Source organism: Geodermatophilus sp. URMC 65, from assembly GCF_053502545.1.
Genome location: NZ_CP199954.1, coordinates 1,486,656 through 1,501,374, shown reverse-complemented (window position 1 = coordinate 1,501,374; position 14,719 = coordinate 1,486,656). Strand labels below are relative to the sequence as shown.

Below are 14,719 nucleotides of genomic sequence, written 5' to 3'. Positions count from 1 at the left end.
TCATGGCCATCACCGATCGGGGGCCCGGATCCGGGCGGCGGACCGACGTCGACGCCGCGTTCCGCGGCCACGCCACCTACCGCAGCCTGGGGGAGCAGCAGCTCAGCCCGGCCGAGGAGCGGTTCGAGAAGGGGCGCCGCACGGTCGGGCTGTTCCTCGCCCCGGCGGTGACGATCGTCTTCGCGCTGCTGCCCCTGGACCTGCCGCGGGACCAGCACCTGCTCGCCGCGGTGCTGCTGGGCGTCATCGTCCTGTGGATCACCGAGCCGGTGCCCATCCCGATCGGCGGCCTGATCGGGGTCGGCGCGATCGCCGTCCTCGGGGTCGTGTCGGGCGACGACGCCGTCGCCCCGCTCGGGTCGACGACGGTGTTCACCTTCATCGGTGCGTTCATCCTGGCCCAGGCGATGCTCAAGCACGGCGTGGCCCGGCGGTTCGCCATGACGATCCTGTCGTTGCGCTGGGTCGGCGGCTCGACCGCGCGGTTGATCATCGCCTTCGGGCTGATCACCTGCCTGCTCTCGGCGTTCGTGTCCAACACCGCCACCGTCGCGATGCTGCTGCCCACCGCGATCGGCATCCTCTCGGTCATCGCCAAGCTGCTGCAGCACAAGGAGCTGGTGGCGGCGGACTTCGACCCGCTGCGGCTGCGGGTCGGCGTCGTGCTGATGCTCATGCTGGCGTACGGCGCGAGCGTCGGCGGGCTGCTCACACCCGTCGGCAGCCCGCCCAACCTGATCGGCCGCGGGCTGATCGAGGAGGCGACGGGCGAGCGCATCGGCTTCCTCTCCTGGATGCTCATGGCGCTGCCCATCTGCGCGCTGATGTTCGTGGCGCTGGCCGCCGTCCTGCTGCTGCTGAACCGCCCGGAGATCAAACGGATCGAGGGCGTGCACGAGTACGTGGAGCGGGAGCGCGCGGCCCTCGGCCCGATGTCGCGGGCGGAGAAGAACACGCTCGTCGCCTTCGGCATCACCGTGGCCTTCTGGATCTTCCCCGGCGTCATCGCGCTGACCGCGGGCACCGACTCCGCCCTCTACACCGAGGTGGGCAACCGGCTCGACGAGGGCATCGTGGCCGTCCTCGGTGCCTCGCTGCTGTTCCTGCTGCCCACCGACTGGCAACGTCGCGAGTTCACCCTCAACTGGTCGGATGCGGCGCAGATCGACTGGGGCACGATCCTGCTGTTCGGCACCGGGATCATCTTCGGCTCGCTGCTCGCCGACACCGGCCTGGCCGAGACCATCGGCAACAGCTCGGCGAATGCGCTCGGCCTGACGAACCTCTTCCTGATCACCATCTTCGCGGTGGTCCTGGCGATCATCATCTCGGAGACGACCTCGAACACCGCCTCGGCTGCGGTCGTCGTGCCGATCATCATCCCGGTGGCGGTGGCCGCGGGGGTCAACCCGTTCGTGCCGGCGCTCGCGGCGACGTTCGCGGCCTCGTTCGGGTTCATGCTGCCGGTGTCGACGCCGCAGAACGCGATCGTCTACGGCTCCGGGGTCGTGCCGATCACGAAGATGATCCGGTCGGGCATCTCCTTCGACGTCCTCGGGGCGATCCTCATCGTCCTCCTGCTGCCCCTGCTGATCGGTCTCGTGCTCGACGTCGGCTGACCGTCGTGTGACGTTCACCCGGCCGGGGGAGCCGGGTGGACAGCGCGTGTCACGATGGACGACGGCCCACTCGAGCGGGCCGGCCCACGGACGACGGGAGGTGCTGTGCCATGCGCAGTGAACCGCCCAGTACCGGCACCGGGGGCCGCACCCCCTGGTGAAGGACCCCGTCCTCCCCACCCCTCGCACGCTCAGGGTGGGACCCGGGACGAGGCCTCGCGGGGTGCGGACTCCCGACGAGTCCCCCTGCTCCAGCGCCTCCCCGGGAGTCCGCCGTGGTCGACCGCCGTCGTGCGTCCCTCACCGCCCTGTCCACCCTGGCCCGCCGGCCACGCCCCGAGCTGACCCTCGCGCCCGCACCGCAGCCCCCGGCTCCGGCCGAGCCGCAGCGGCAGTCGCTGATCGTCGACAACGCCGTCTACTCGTCGGGACGGCGGGTGGCGACGCCGGACAGCGTCGCGGAGAGCCACGAGTGGCTGGTCGAGGACCCCGACCGCCTGGTGTGGCTGGGCCTCTACCGGCCCGAGCCCGCCGAGCTCGGTGAGCTGGCCGAGCAGTACGACCTGCCCGAGCTGGCGGTCGAGGACGCGATCAAGGCCCACCAGCGGCCGAAGTTCGAGCGCTACGGGGACACGCTGTTCGTCGTCCTCAAGGCCGCTCGGTACCTCGACGCGGCCGAGGAGGTGGAGTTCGGCGAGCTGCACCTGTTCCTCGGCCGGAACTTCGCCATCACCGTGCGGCACAGCGAGTCCCCGGACCTCTCCCGCGTGCGCCGGCGGCTGGAGAGCGAGCCGGCACTGCTCGAGAAGGGCAGCGAGGCGGTGCTGTACGCGATCCTCGACGCCGTCGTCGACGGGTACGCGCCGGTGGTGGCGGGGCTGGCCACGGACATCGACGAGATCGAGACCGAGGTCTTCCGCGGCGACCCCGGTGTCTCGCGGCGCATCTACGAGCTCTCGCAGGAGGTGCTGGAGTTCCAGCGCGCCGCGCAGCCGCTCACCGGCATCCTCGACGCGATCGCCGCCGGCTTCGACAAGTACGGCGTCGACGAGGAGCTGCGCAGCTACCTGCGCGACGTCGCCGACCACGTCACCTCGGTCACCGAGCGGGTGGAGGGCTTCCGGCTGCAGCTGCGCGACATCCTCACCGTGAACGCGACGCTGGTGGCGCAGCGGCAGAACGAGGAGATCCGCGAGCTCACCGAGGCCTCGATCGCGCAGGGCGAGGAGGTCAAGAAGATCTCCGCGTGGGCGGCCATCCTCTTCGCGCCGACGCTGGTCGGGACGGTGTACGGGATGAACTTCGACGACATGCCCGAGCTGCACTGGTCGTTCGGCTACCCCATGGCGCTGCTGGCGATGATCGGGGTGAGCCTGGCGCTGTACGTCGTCTTCAAGCGCCGCGGCTGGATCTGAACGCGGTCGGCGCTGCGCGGGAACAACCCGTCGGCGGGTGCCGTTACGCTGTCAGCACAACTACACAGGGGGTGAATGGTCTCGACTGCGGTCGGATGACCAGGGGAAGCGAGCCGAGGAAGCCGACGATGAGCTCGTTAACCACGCGTCGGAAACAACACAAGCGCCGACTCCAGTCAGCGCGAGTTCGCCCTCGCTGCCTAAGCAGCGGAGCGACTCTGTCAGCCCGGGTTCGTCATCGGCCCGGATCCTGGCATCAGCTAGATGACTCACCGTGCGTGCCGGTCGCGGGCGCGCGCGGGACACCGCACAGCGACTGGGCCCGTCACATCGACTTGTTCGTGAGATCGATGGGGTCGAGCAGAGACAGAGCGGACTGCGCTCGGAGAAGCCCTGGTGATGCGTCGTAGGACGCGGGTTCGATTCCCGCCACCTCCACCCCGAACGACGAACGCCCCGGACCGTCTGGTCCGGGGCGTTCGTCATCGCGCACGTCTCCTCCGGCGACCCGGCCTGGTGCCACGCGGCCTCGGGCGGATCGGGTCGGCGTGCGTACCGTGCGACACGTGAGCGAGGTCGTCCTGACGCCCGACGTGCTCGCGGTCCTGATCGGGGTACCCGCCGGCTACGCGTGGCTCGGACGCCGTGCGCGCCGCCGCACCATCGGCGGCTCGGTGCTGGCCCCGCTCGAGGAGAGCTGGGATCCCCGGGCGCACCGGACGAACGTCGACGTGCAGGTCCTGGCCGAGCGGCAGGCACAGGCGTCGGTCCCCGGAGTCCGCCCACTGGCGTAGTGCCGGAGGGAAGTCGACGGGGCCGGCCCGGCCCCCTGCCGCGCGCGGCCCTGCGGGGCGCTCGCTGCTACCCGACCGAGCGGCCCGGTGCCGGTGCAGAGGCGAGCCTCCGCAGGTCGTCGAGCCAGCCCGTGATGAGCACCCAGGTGGCTCCGGCACCCTCGTACACCGCCGGATCGGTGCCGGCCGGCGCTGCCACGACGATGTCGGCGGGCGCGTCCGGACGGGCGGCCACCTCGGCCACCGCCTCGGCGGGGAGCACGTCCATCCCGCCGTCTGCTGACATCGCGCCGAGCAGGACCCCATCCCACCGTGCGGCCCGACCCAACGTGCGGTGGTTGCGGGTCATCGCCGACACCCAGACCGGGATGCGCGGCTGCTGGAGTGGCGGCGGCAGGAACTGCACGTCGTCGAACGAGTAGTGCGCGCCGTGGTGGGAGAACGGCTGACCGGACCACAGTCCCGACACGACCTCCAACCCCTCGTCGAGCATGGCGGCCAGGGTGCGGCGGTCCGCGCTGCGGCCGACCGCCGTGTACTCGGAGGGCGGCTCGCCGAGACCGACACCGAGGACCAGCCGGCCACCGGACAGCCGGTCGAGGGTGACCGTCTGGCGGGCGATCTCCTGGGGCTGGTGGCGGGGCAGCGCCGTGATCGTCGTGCCCAGGCGGACCCGCTCGGTCCGGACCGCCAGCGCACCGAGGACGACCCACGCATCGGACACGGGCACCGCGAAGTCGGGGGTCCCCACGACGTGGTGCCACAGGAACACACCGTCCCACCCGTTGACCTCGGCGGCGACGCCGAGGTCCACCAGCGAGGACGGCTCGTCCATGACCGGGACGCTGAGACCCACCCGCACGCGCCGACCGTACTCAGCCGATCCGCGGCGATCGCTGCTGCTCGTGGGGCAGCTCACCGCCTGACCGGCGCCCAGCGCGGTTGAGCAGTCCGGCGCAGCGACGTCGAGGTCAGTCGGCGCAGGCCAGCCGGGCGGCGTCGCCGGCCCCGACGACCACGGTGACCCGCTGGACGTCCCCCACCCGCGCGGCACCGGTCAGGCCCAGCGCGTCGGCGAGCGCCGTCGCCGGCTCGGCCTGACCCTCCGGGTACAGGACGCCGGAGGTGGTGTCCTGCGTGGTGCTGACGTCGCCGACCGTGCCACCCGCTTCCGCCACCCGGGCACCGACGGCGGTCGACACCGACGGGTCAGCGGAGCCGTCGCGGATGTCCACCGTGCCGAGCGATGCGACTGCTGGAGTCGTGCACCCCGGCGTCGCGGTCGGCGGGGTCGTCGACGGCGGAGGGGTGGTCGGTGGGGTGGTGGTCGGTGGCGTCGTGCTCGGCGGTGGCGTCGTGCTCGGCGGTGGCGTCGTCCCGGGCGGGGTGGTGACCGTCGGCGGCGTCGTCGTCGGTGGGGTGGTGGTCGGTGGGGTGGTGGTCGGTGGCGTGGTGGTCGGCGGCGTCGTGGTCGGCGGGGGTGTTGTCGACGGCGGGGTCGTGGTCGGTGGCGTCGTCGACGGTGGCGTGGTGATCGGCGGCGTCGTGGTCGGCGGGGGTGTTGTCGACGGCGGGGTCGTGGTCGGCGGGGGTGTTGTCGACGGTGGCGTGGTGATCGGCGGCGTCGTCGACGGCGGGGTCGTGGTCGGTGGCGTCGTCGACGGTGGCGTGGTGATCGGCGGCGTCGTCGACGGCGGGGTCGTGGTCGGTGGCGTCGTCGACGGTGGCGTGGTGACCGTCGGCGGCGTCGTGCCAGGCGAGGGCGTCGGCAGGGGGCTCGGCGACGGCACGGCGGACGACGACGGGCTCACGACCGGCTCCACCGCCGGCGGGGGCCCCGGGTTGGCCGGCGGCTCCGACGGCAGGGGCACCGGGTCGGTCGGCACGGTGGGCGCCGGCGTCCCGGCGTACCGGGCGGCGAGGGTCAGGACCGTCGCCACGTAGCTGTCGGAGTGGTTGTACGCCAGGACGGCGCGCCGCTGCCCGCTGACGGTGGTGAGGTCCCCACCGGCGGCGCACAGGTATCGCGCGGTGGCGCGAGCGGCGTCCTGGATGTCGAAGGGGTCGCTGCTCCCGTCGCCGTCCCCGTCGCTGGCGTAACGCGCCCAGGTGGACGGGATGAACTGCATCGGGCCGACGGCGCGGTCGTGGACGGTGTCGCCGTCGAGGCGTCCGCCGTCGGTGTCGCGGATCAGCGCCGTGCCGGTCCCGTCCAGCGGGATCCCGATGATCCGGGGTGCGGAGCGCCCGTCGGTCTGCAGCACCGCTCCGGCGAAGCGGCCGTGGTTGGACTCGACCCGGCCGATGGCGGCCACCAGCGACCAGGTGACGCCGCAGTCCGCGGGCGCCGCCGCGGCTGCGGAGTCGTAGGCCGCCCTGGCGACCGACGGGATCCCGCCCGCCGCCAGTCCCGACGCGGCCGCCGCCGCGCTCGACGACGGGGACGGCGCCGACGGCGACGCGGGGGACGCGGGCGTGTCCGGAGCGGCGGACGGGGTGGCGGCAGAGCTGCCCGCTGGCGTGGTGGACGTGGCGACGCCGACCGGCGGCGGGTCCTGTCGAGCGCTCGCGGCCGGCCGACCGGCGTCGGCCACCTGCGAGCTCGCCACCAGGGTGGCGGCGGCGACCACCACGGCTGCGCCCTGCCACAGGCCCGACCCGTGCCGGTGCCTCCGCCCGGGCCTGGACTCCTGCGACATGCGACGTCCCCCACGACCTGACCGTTCCTGGCGCAGCCAGTCTCTCCCCGTTGCCCAGGCCCCGCGCCCGCCAATCCGGGGGGTCGGGGTCGACGGGCCGCCCGCTCGCCCCTGCCGGACGGCGCGTCGCGGACGACGCGCCGGGAGAGCGGACCGGGCGGTGCCGTTCGGCTCTTGCCTGCCGCCGGGACCGGTCCCTACCGTGCCCCCCGACGGGCCGCCGGGGACGACGGTTCTGACCTCGTGAAGGACGCACCGATCCGAGGCGTGAGGAGCCCCCCGATGAATCCCCTCGTCGTGCGCAGCGCGATCGTGGCGGCCCTGGGCGGCCTGCTGTTCGGCTTCGAGACCGCGGTCATCTCCGGCACCACCGAGGACCTCGAGCGGGTCTACGACATCGGCGGGTTCTGGCTCGGCTTCACCGTCGCGACCGCGCTGCTCGGCACCATCGTGGGCGCGCTCATCGCCGGGAAGCCGGCGGACCGCTACGGCCGCAAGAAGGTGCTGTTCGCGATCGGCATCCTCTTCGTCGTCGGCGCTTTGGGCACCGGCCTGGTCACGAACCTCTGGTTGTTCATGTTCTTCCGGTTCATCGGCGGCATCGGCGTGGGCGTGGCCTCGGTGGTCGCGCCGATCTACACGGCCGAGGTCGCCCCGCCGAAGTACCGCGGCCGGCTGGTCGGACTGGTGCAGTTCAACATCGTGCTCGGCATCCTGCTGGCGTACCTGTCCAACTACATCCTGGCCAGCGCGTTGCCCAGCGACATCGCCTGGCGCTGGATGTTCATGGTCATGGCCGTGCCGGCGGTGGTCTTCTTCCTGCTGCTGTTCACCACGCCGGAGACGCCGCGCTGGCTGTACATGGTGGGACGCCGGGAGGAGGCCGTCGAGACGATCCACCGGCTGACGAACTCCCGGGACGAGGCGGAGTTCGAGATCCGGGAGATCGAGCAGACGCTCGCCAACGACGCCGAGTCGGCCCGGGCGCCGTTCTTCGTGCGGCAGAACCGCAAGGTCATCCTGCTGGCGGTGGCCATCGCCGCGTTCAACCAGCTGTCGGGGATCAACGCGATCCTCTACTACGCGAACGACATCTTCCGGATGGCCGGCGCCGGCGACAACTCCGCCGCACTGCAGAGCGTCGTCGTCGGGCTGGTCAACCTGGTGACGACCATGGCGGCGCTGACGGTCATCGACAAGATCGGCCGCCGGCGGCTGATGCTGATCGGCTCGATCGGCTACCTGGTCAGCCTGGGTGCGCTGGCGGCGGTGTTCACCATCTACGACGGGCAGTTCACGGGTGCCTCGAGCGTGATGGTGCTGGCCGCCCTCGTGGTCTTCATCGCCGCGCACGCCTTCGGTCAGGGCTCGGTCATCTGGGTCTTCATCTCCGAGATCTTCCCCAACCGGATCCGGGCCCGCGGTCAGTCGCTGGGCAGCCTGACGCACTGGGTGTTCGCCGCGGTCGTGTCCTGGTCCTTCCCCGGGATCGCCGCGGCGCTCGGCGGCGGCGCGGCGTTCGCCGTCTTCTTCGTGTGCATGGTCGGCCAGCTCGTCTGGGTGCTGAAGGTCATGCCGGAGACGAAGAACGTGCCGCTGGAGGAGATGGAGCAGAACCTCGGCATCCAGCTCAGCGCCGAGGACATCGCCGCCGCGCGCTCCGGTCCCAGGGCGCACTGAGCCGGGGGCGACGGGGCGGACCCCGTCCCGTCGGCCATCGCCTACGCGAGCTCCCGTTCGACGGCCGTGGGATCCACGCCGAGGGCGGCCAGCACGCCCGTGCCGTCCTCCACGGCGAGCACGCCCAGCAGGACGTGCAGGGCGTCGACGGCGTCCGCACCCAGGCGCTGGGCCTCGGCGAAGGAGCGCTCCAGTGCGTCCCGCGCGTGGGCGTCGAACGGGACGAGGGCGGGCACGGTCGCCGCGGCCGGCGGCAGGGTGGCCGTCGCGGTCCGGCGGGCGTGGTCCGGGGAGACGCCCTGCGCCGTGGCGATCCGGGCCACCTGCGGGTCGTCGACGAGGGCGAGGACGAGGTGTGCGACGCCGATGGTCTCGTTCCCCGCCGTGCGGGCCTGCTCCTGAGCGCCGACGACGACGGCCCGTGCCGCGTCGGTGAACCGGCTGAAGCCCTGGCTCGGGTCCAGCGGCGTCGCGGACGTCTGCCCGCGGGCGACGAAACGCTTCTGCACGGCCTGCTTGCTCACCCCCATCGCGCCGCCGATGTCCGACCAGGACGCCCCGGCCCGGCGCGCCTGGTCGACGAAGTGGCCGATGAGCGAGTCGGCGACCTCACCGAGGTGCTCGGCGAGCAGCATCGCGCGGGTGAGCCGGTCGAGCGGCGCGTCGTCTGCCTGCGCGACCGCGTGGATGAGGTCGTCCAGCCGGACGGGAGAGACGGTCATGGCGTCAACCGTAGGTTGACGCTGACCCGGGCGTCAACCGCGCGTTGACGCTCGGCGGCGCCACCCCCTCGGGGTGACATCTGTGTTGTACGACTGCATCCCCGCCCCGTCGGTGCCGACCGTCCTGGCAACCGATGGAAGGAGCCGTCATGCGGAACATGGCGTGCAGGGCCGTGGCCCAGGCCTCGCTGGTGGCGACGACGGCCTCGCTGGACGACGAGCAGGCATGGCCGTTGCTGCTGGTCGCCGGCTGGCTGACCACCGCGGCCGACCTGGTGCAGCAGGCCGACGCCCTGGAGGCCGTCCTCGTCTGAGGCCCCGGCTGCGGGGAGGGGGGCGCGCCTCGGTGACCATGGGAGCCGTGCGCGACCTCCCGGCTCCCATATCTGGTCCATGAGGGACGTCCCCCCGGCTGGACCCACACCCTCGCGCCCGACGGCACCCTCACCGTCACCACCCCCACCGGCCTGACCGCCGTCGCCGAGCCACCGCCCTACTGGGAGGGCCGTCCGTCCTTGTGAGAGCGAGGGCCGTTGCCGAGGCGAGGCTGGCCTCCGGTAAGATGGAGGGGCGGGAACGAGAACCACACCGGCCGCACGAGGCGGCGCGACACAGCGAGACCCCGGCCCGAGCCCCGGGTCGAGGCCTCGCTGCGTGAGGGCCGGGCGGGCGCAGACCGACGGCGCCGAGCCGTCAGCTCGCGGCGATCTGCCCGCCTGCCGGGTGCGACCGCACGACGACGAGCACGTCCTCGGGCTCCAGCGTGCCGATCAGCGGGTCGTCGAAGCGCAGCGTGCGCCCACCCCGGGTCACCGACAGCACGATGTCGCGCAGCTGCCGCGGCCCGAGGCCCACCTCGCCGGCGGTGACCCGGCGCTGTTGGAGGTCGAGGCCCTGGCCGCCGGTGACGAGGTCCTCGACCGTGGCCACGACCCGCGGGGCGTCCGTGGACAGACCCAGCAACCGCCCCGAGGTGGCCGAGGTCGTGATGACCGTGTCCGCACCCGACTGCCGCAGCAGCGCGGCGTTCTCCTCCTCACGCACCGACGTCGTGATCGGCACGCTGGGGTTCAGCTGCCGCACGGTCAGCGTGATCAGCACCGACGCGTCGTCCCGGTTGGCGGCGACGATCACGGCGCGGGCGCGCTCGACGTGCGCCCGGCGCAGGACGTCGGTGCGGCCGGCGTCCCCGACGATCCCGTGCAGCCCCACCGAGTTGGCCTCCTCGATCGCCCGGGGTTCGGGGTCGACGACGACGATCTGCTCCAGCGGGGTGCCGCTGGCCTGCAGGGAACGGATGGCGCTGCGGCCCTTGGTGCCGTAGCCGCACACGATGACGTGCTGGCGCACGCGGGACCTCCAGCGGCGGATGCGGAACTCCTCCCGGGAGCGCGTGGTGAGCGCCTCGAGGGTGGTCCCGATGAGGACGATGAGGAACAGCACGCGCAGGGGCGTGATGACGAGCAGGTTCACCAGACGGGCCTGCTCGGTGACCGGCGTGATGTCGCCGTACCCGGTGGTGGAGAGCGTCACCGTCGCGTAGTAGGCGGCGTCGAGCAGGGTGATCGCACCGAGGTCCTCGAGGTCCCGGTATCCCTCCCGGTCGAGGTAGACCAGCAGCACCGTGACCACGAAGACGACGACGGCGAAGACGATCCTCCGGGCGACCTGGCGGATCGGCGAGGGCTCGACGTGCGCGAGCTGCACGCCGGTGTGTTCGCTACCCGCTTCGATCTCGCTCGCCACCCGCCGGACGATAGTGAGCCCCCCACCGTCCCGCCTGCACCGCCGTACCCGTCCGGGTGAGCGGACGGGTACGGCAGCCGGGGCCGGCGGGGCTCAGTCCCGGGGGACGGCGGCCCGCTCCCGTGCGGCCAGCTCCCGCTTGAGCACCTTGCCGGCGGCCGACACCGGGATCGCGTCGATGAAGACGACGTCGCGCAGCCGCTTGTACGGCGTGACCCTGTCGTTGACCGCGGCCATCACCGACTCCGCGGTCAGTGCGGCGCCGGCCTCGTCGGCCCTGCGGACCACGTAGGCCACCGGCAGCTCCCCGGCCTCCTCGTCCGGCCGGCCCACCACCGCCGCGCCGGCCACCCCGGGCACGCCGAACAGCACCTCCTCCAGCTCGCGCGGGAAGACGTTGTAGCCCTTGTAGAGCAGCATGTCCTTGGTGCGGTCGACGATCGCCAGGTAGCCGTCCTCGTCGAGGGCGCCGACGTCCCCGGTGTGGAACCAGCCGTCGCGGTCGATCGCCTCGGCGGTCGCCGCCGGCCGGTGCGCGTAGCCGCGCATCACCTGCGGGCCGCGGATGCACACCTCGCCGCGCTCGCCGGGCGGCAGCGGAGCACCGCCGCCGAGCGGCTGGATGCTGATCTCCGTGTCGAAGATCGGCACCCCCACGGTGCCGGGCTTGCGGGTGCCCGACCGGTACACCGGGTTGCCGGTGGCCTGCATCGTCACCTCGGTGAGCCCGTACCCCTCGCCGATGACGGCGTTGGGCAGCACCTGCTGCAGCCGCTCGATGAGCGTCACGGGCAACGGCGCGGCTCCGGAGGAGACCCCGCGGACGCCGGACCAGTCGGCCTCCAGGAAGCCCGGCACCTGCAGCAGCGCCACGAACACCGGCGGCGCCCCGCCGATCGAGGTCACCGCGTACCGGACGGCGTCCTCGACGTAGCGCACCGGGTCGAAGCGCATGTGGATCACCGTCGTCGTCCCGGCCATCACCATGCCGTTGAGGTAGCCGATCGCGCCCATGGCGTGGAACCACGGCGTGAGGTTGATCAGCCGCCCCTCGCCCAGCGCCGTCGGGTACTCGTCCCGCCCGAGCACCTGCCGCAGGGTCACGTCGCCGGCCTCGTCGAGCTCGGGGACCGACCCCGACGACCAGCAGGCCGACTGCAGCACGTTGGTGACGACGGCGCGGTGCGGCAGCTCGACGCCCTTGCTCACCCCCGTGGTGCCGCCGGTGTAGGCCAGGTGCGCCAGGTCCGCGGCCGGGTCGACGTCGGCGTCGAGGTGCCGGTCGCCGGGGTCGCCGGCGAGCAGGTCGGCGAGGTCGACGTCCCCGGGCTCGAGCTCGAGGCGGGCGCCGAGGTCGAGGGTGTGCGCCTCGCCGGTGACGACGACGGTCTCCACGGGCGTGGCCGCCAGCGCCGACCGCACGAACGGCAGCACCTGGTCCCAGGTGACCAGCACGCGCGCGCCGGCGTCGGTGAGCTGCGCGGCGAGGTCGGCGGCCGGCAGCAGCGGGTTGGTGGGGGAGAAGGTCGCCCCGGCCAGCAGCACCCCGTAGTAGACCGCCGGGTACTGGCGACAGTTCGGGATGTGCACCGCGACGACGTCACCGCGCCCGACGCCGTGGTCGGCCAGCCAGCCGGCGACGGCGTGCGCCCGGGCGCCCAGCTCGGAGTAGGTGAGCGGGACGTCGTGGTCGACGAACGCCGTCCGGTCGCCCCAGCGGCGCACCGCCGCCCGCAGGATCGAGCCGACCGGGACCGAAGGGTAGTCCAGCGACCGCGGCAGGCCGGGCGGCCAGCTGTGCGCCGTCGGGGTCGGTGCGTCCTGCGTGGCGGTCATGCGGGTCCTTCCTCTCCGGAGCCCCCAGCGTGGCGTACGTCACTACCCGTGTCGAGGGCGGACCGTGGGTGAGGATGGCGGGATGAGCGACCAGCACAGGGCCCTCGTCCTCGGCGGCGGGGGCATCACCGGCATCGCCTGGGAGATCGGCGTGCTCACCGGTCTGGCCGAGGCCGGCGTCGACCTCACCGGCGCCGACCTCGTGGTGGGCACCTCGGCCGGCTCGGTGGTCGGCGCGCAGCTCACCAGCGGTGCCGACCTGGAGGCACTCTTCGCCCGCCAGCTCGAGCCGCCCACCGGCGAGCAGGCGGCCCGGATGACCCGCTCCGCGCTGCTCCGCTACGGCCTGGCGGCGCTGCGCAGCCGCCGGGACGACGTCGGGTTCCGCCGCCGGATCGGCGCGCTGGCGCTGGCCGCCGAGCGGGCCGGTCTGACCCCGACCGAGCAGGAGCGGCTCGACGTGATCGGCTCGCGCCTGGTCAGCCGCGAGTGGCCCGACCGCGATCTGCGCATCACCGCCGTCGACGCGGAGAGCGGGGAGTTCCGCGTCCTCGACCGCACCTCCGGCGTCCCGCTGCTGCAGGCGGTGGCGGCCAGCTGCGCCGTCCCCGGCGTGTACCCGCCGGTCACCATCGACGGCCGCCGCTACGTCGACGGCGGCATGCGCTCGGCGGCCAACGCCGACCTCGCCGAGGGGTACGACCGGGTCGTCGTCCTCGCGCCCATCCCGCGCGGACTCGGGCCGATGGCCAGCGTCGACGCGCAGGTCACCGGGATGGTCGCGCGGGTCGCCGTCGTCTCCCCGGACGAGGCCAGCCGCCGCGCGATCGGCCGCAACGTGCTCGACCCCGCCGCACGTGCGGGCTCCGCGCGCGCCGGCCGTGCGCAGGCCGCCGGCGTGGCCGCGGAGGTCACCGAGGTCTGGCAGGGCTGAGCCGGGCTCCCCGAGAGGAACCGGGCCGGGGTTCACCCCGTGTTCGCGCGAGCGCTCACGTCGCGGCCACGTCATGGGGCTGGGATCGTCCGGGCCGGCGGCGAGGGTCGCCGTCCGAGCCCGGGGGAGAACCCATGTCACCTGCCCACTGCCGGACCGCGCTGCTCGCCGCGTCCGTCCTCGCCGTCCCGCTGCTGCTGGCCGGGCCGGCCACCGCCGCCCCGCCGCAGCAGGAGACCGGGGACGGCGCCGACGAGCTGCTCGTCGTCGGCCACCGCGGCGCCTCGGGCTACCGGCCCGAGCACACGCTGGCCGCCTACGAGCTGGCCGCCCGGATGGGCGCGGACTACGTCGAGCCCGACGTCGTCAGCACCGCCGACGGCGTGCTGGTCGCCCGCCACGAGAACGAGATCTCCGGGACGACGGACGTCGCCGAGCGCCCCGAGTTCGCCGACCGGCGCACCACCAAGACCATCGACGGCGAAGAGCTGACCGGCTGGTTCACCGAGGACTTCACGCTGGCCGAGCTGCGCTCGCTGCGCGCGGTGGAGCGGCTGCCCGACATCCGGGAGGAGAACACCCTCTACGACGGCCTCTACCAGGTGCCGACCCTCGACGAGGTGCTCGAGCTGCGCGAGGAGCTCTCCCGCGAGCTGCGCCGCGAGGTCGGCGTCTACATCGAGACCAAGCACCCGACCTACTTCGATTCCATCGACCTCTCGCTCGAGGAGCCGCTGGTCACCGACCTCGACGAGGCCGGGCTCGATGACGAGGGCGACCCGGTGTTCCTGCAGTCGTTCGAGACGGCCAACCTGCGCGAGCTCGACGGGGTGGTCGACGTCCCGCTGGTGCAGCTGCTGTCGGCGACCGGCGCGCCGGCCGACCTGGTGGCCGCCGGTGACCCGCGCACCTACGCCGACCTGTCCACGGCCGAGGGGCTGGCGGACATCGGGGAGTACGCCGACGGCGTCGGCCCGGAGAAGGCCCAGGTCATCCCCCGGGAAGCCGACGGCACCCTCGGCGAACCGACGTCCTTCGTGGCCGACGCGCACGCCGCGGACCTGCTCGTGCACCCGTACACCTTCCGCAACGAGAACGACTTCCTCCCCGCCGAGCTGCGCGACCCCGGCGAGGAGCCCGGCGACTACGGCCGGGCGATCGACGAGCAGCTGGAGTTCTGGGCGACCGGCATCGACGGGCTGTTCACCGACAACCCCGACACCGGTCTCGTCTCCCGGGAGTTGTTCCTCGACTGAGCCTCGGCGCGCGTCAGC

The 14,719-nt window shown here is 73.2% G+C and carries 14 protein-coding genes, 1 other RNA gene and 1 pseudogene; 10 read left to right on the top strand and 6 right to left on the bottom strand.

Annotated elements, in window-relative coordinates:
* The first annotated feature begins 2 nt into the window (after positions 1-2).
* From ACWIX7_RS07220 to ACWIX7_RS07205, 4 genes are all read left to right on the top strand, one after another.
* Positions 3-1,619 carry an SLC13 family permease gene (locus ACWIX7_RS07220; protein ID WP_448620870.1) on the top strand — a complete coding sequence of 539 codons (1,617 nt, stop codon included), beginning with the start codon at positions 3-5 and terminating at the stop codon, positions 1,617-1,619.
* Positions 1,620-1,894: 275 nt separating this feature from the next.
* The gene (locus tag ACWIX7_RS07215) at positions 1,895-3,034 is read left to right on the top strand and encodes a magnesium and cobalt transport protein CorA (RefSeq protein ID WP_448620869.1); all 1,140 of its coding nucleotides are present in this window, start codon (positions 1,895-1,897) and stop codon (positions 3,032-3,034) included.
* A gap of 67 nt (positions 3,035-3,101) precedes the next feature.
* Positions 3,102-3,475: a transfer-messenger RNA gene (gene ssrA / locus ACWIX7_RS07210) on the top strand.
* A 125-nt stretch (positions 3,476-3,600) separates the two neighbouring features.
* On the top strand, positions 3,601-3,828 hold the full coding sequence (locus ACWIX7_RS07205) for a hypothetical protein (RefSeq protein ID WP_448620868.1): 228 nt from the start codon (positions 3,601-3,603) through the stop codon (positions 3,826-3,828).
* Between the two features lie 67 nt (positions 3,829-3,895).
* Here the strand turns inward: ACWIX7_RS07205 and ACWIX7_RS07200 are convergent, their stop codons facing one another.
* Positions 3,896-4,690, bottom strand: coding sequence for an LLM class flavin-dependent oxidoreductase (locus ACWIX7_RS07200; protein ID WP_448620867.1), 795 nt, complete (start codon positions 4,688-4,690; stop codon positions 3,896-3,898).
* Between the two features lie 109 nt (positions 4,691-4,799).
* Positions 4,800-5,063 carry a LytR C-terminal domain-containing protein gene (locus ACWIX7_RS07195; RefSeq protein ID WP_448622212.1) on the bottom strand — a complete coding sequence of 88 codons (264 nt, stop codon included), beginning with the start codon at positions 5,061-5,063 and terminating at the stop codon, positions 4,800-4,802.
* On the opposite strand from ACWIX7_RS07195, the gene ACWIX7_RS07190 reads away from it, so the two are divergent.
* The gene (locus ACWIX7_RS07190) at positions 5,056-5,772 is read left to right on the top strand and encodes a hypothetical protein (RefSeq protein ID WP_448622211.1); all 717 of its coding nucleotides are present in this window, start codon (positions 5,056-5,058) and stop codon (positions 5,770-5,772) included. The two genes, ACWIX7_RS07195 and ACWIX7_RS07190, sit on opposite strands and share 8 nt — an antisense overlap.
* Positions 5,773-5,894: 122 nt before the next feature.
* Here ACWIX7_RS07190 and ACWIX7_RS07185 read toward each other — a convergent pair.
* Positions 5,895-5,957 (bottom strand): annotated as a pseudogene (locus ACWIX7_RS07185) (hypothetical protein); the annotation flags it as partial.
* On the opposite strand from ACWIX7_RS07185, the gene ACWIX7_RS07180 reads away from it, so the two are divergent.
* The gene (locus ACWIX7_RS07180; protein ID WP_448622210.1) at positions 5,947-6,198 is read left to right on the top strand and encodes a hypothetical protein; all 252 of its coding nucleotides are present in this window, start codon (positions 5,947-5,949) and stop codon (positions 6,196-6,198) included. The pseudogene ACWIX7_RS07185 and the gene ACWIX7_RS07180 overlap by 11 nt on opposite strands.
* A gap of 611 nt (positions 6,199-6,809) precedes the next feature.
* On the top strand, positions 6,810-8,207 hold the full coding sequence (locus ACWIX7_RS07175) for a sugar porter family MFS transporter (RefSeq protein WP_448620866.1): 1,398 nt from the start codon (positions 6,810-6,812) through the stop codon (positions 8,205-8,207).
* A gap of 41 nt (positions 8,208-8,248) precedes the next feature.
* On the opposite strand, the gene ACWIX7_RS07170 is transcribed toward ACWIX7_RS07175, so the two are convergent.
* Complete coding sequence (locus ACWIX7_RS07170) at positions 8,249-8,929, bottom strand: Clp protease N-terminal domain-containing protein (protein WP_448620865.1); 681 nt, start codon at positions 8,927-8,929, stop codon at positions 8,249-8,251.
* Positions 8,930-9,078: 149 nt separating this feature from the next.
* Between ACWIX7_RS07170 and ACWIX7_RS07165 the strand changes: the two genes are divergently transcribed.
* The gene (locus ACWIX7_RS07165) at positions 9,079-9,243 is read left to right on the top strand and encodes a hypothetical protein (RefSeq protein WP_170856897.1); all 165 of its coding nucleotides are present in this window, start codon (positions 9,079-9,081) and stop codon (positions 9,241-9,243) included.
* Positions 9,244-9,622: 379 nt separating this feature from the next.
* On the opposite strand, the gene ACWIX7_RS07160 is transcribed toward ACWIX7_RS07165, so the two are convergent.
* Positions 9,623-10,675: a potassium channel family protein gene (locus ACWIX7_RS07160; protein ID WP_448620864.1), complete on the bottom strand. Its 1,053-nt coding sequence runs from the start codon at positions 10,673-10,675 to the stop codon at positions 9,623-9,625.
* A 93-nt stretch (positions 10,676-10,768) separates the two neighbouring features.
* On the bottom strand, positions 10,769-12,511 hold the full coding sequence (locus tag ACWIX7_RS07155; RefSeq protein WP_448620863.1) for a class I adenylate-forming enzyme family protein: 1,743 nt from the start codon (positions 12,509-12,511) through the stop codon (positions 10,769-10,771).
* Positions 12,512-12,593: 82 nt separating this feature from the next.
* Between ACWIX7_RS07155 and ACWIX7_RS07150 the strand changes: the two genes are divergently transcribed.
* A complete protein-coding gene (locus tag ACWIX7_RS07150; protein WP_448620862.1) occupies positions 12,594-13,445 on the top strand; it encodes a patatin-like phospholipase family protein in 852 nt (283 codons plus the stop codon).
* A 134-nt stretch (positions 13,446-13,579) separates the two neighbouring features.
* Positions 13,580-14,701: a glycerophosphodiester phosphodiesterase gene (locus ACWIX7_RS07145; RefSeq protein WP_448620861.1), complete on the top strand. Its 1,122-nt coding sequence runs from the start codon at positions 13,580-13,582 to the stop codon at positions 14,699-14,701.
* Positions 14,702-14,719: the final 18 nt, after the last annotated feature.

What these genes read in the sequence shown, in the direction of transcription:
- ACWIX7_RS07220 (WP_448620870.1), top strand. Translation starts at nt 3, where the DNA reads ATGGCCATCACCGATCGGGGGCCCGGATCCGGGCGGCGGACCGACGTC.
- ACWIX7_RS07190 (WP_448622211.1), top strand. Translation starts at nt 5,056, where the DNA reads ATGTCCACCGTGCCGAGCGATGCGACTGCTGGAGTCGTGCACCCCGGC.
- ACWIX7_RS07180 (WP_448622210.1), top strand. Translation starts at nt 5,947, where the DNA reads ATGAACTGCATCGGGCCGACGGCGCGGTCGTGGACGGTGTCGCCGTCG.
- ACWIX7_RS07175 (WP_448620866.1), top strand. Translation starts at nt 6,810, where the DNA reads ATGAATCCCCTCGTCGTGCGCAGCGCGATCGTGGCGGCCCTGGGCGGC.
- ACWIX7_RS07170 (WP_448620865.1), bottom strand. Translation starts at nt 8,929, where the DNA reads ATGACCGTCTCTCCCGTCCGGCTGGACGACCTCATCCACGCGGTCGCG.
- ACWIX7_RS07165 (WP_170856897.1), top strand. Translation starts at nt 9,079, where the DNA reads ATGCGGAACATGGCGTGCAGGGCCGTGGCCCAGGCCTCGCTGGTGGCG.
- ACWIX7_RS07155 (WP_448620863.1), bottom strand. Translation starts at nt 12,511, where the DNA reads ATGACCGCCACGCAGGACGCACCGACCCCGACGGCGCACAGCTGGCCG.
- ACWIX7_RS07150 (WP_448620862.1), top strand. Translation starts at nt 12,594, where the DNA reads ATGAGCGACCAGCACAGGGCCCTCGTCCTCGGCGGCGGGGGCATCACC.
- ACWIX7_RS07145 (WP_448620861.1), top strand. Translation starts at nt 13,580, where the DNA reads ATGTCACCTGCCCACTGCCGGACCGCGCTGCTCGCCGCGTCCGTCCTC.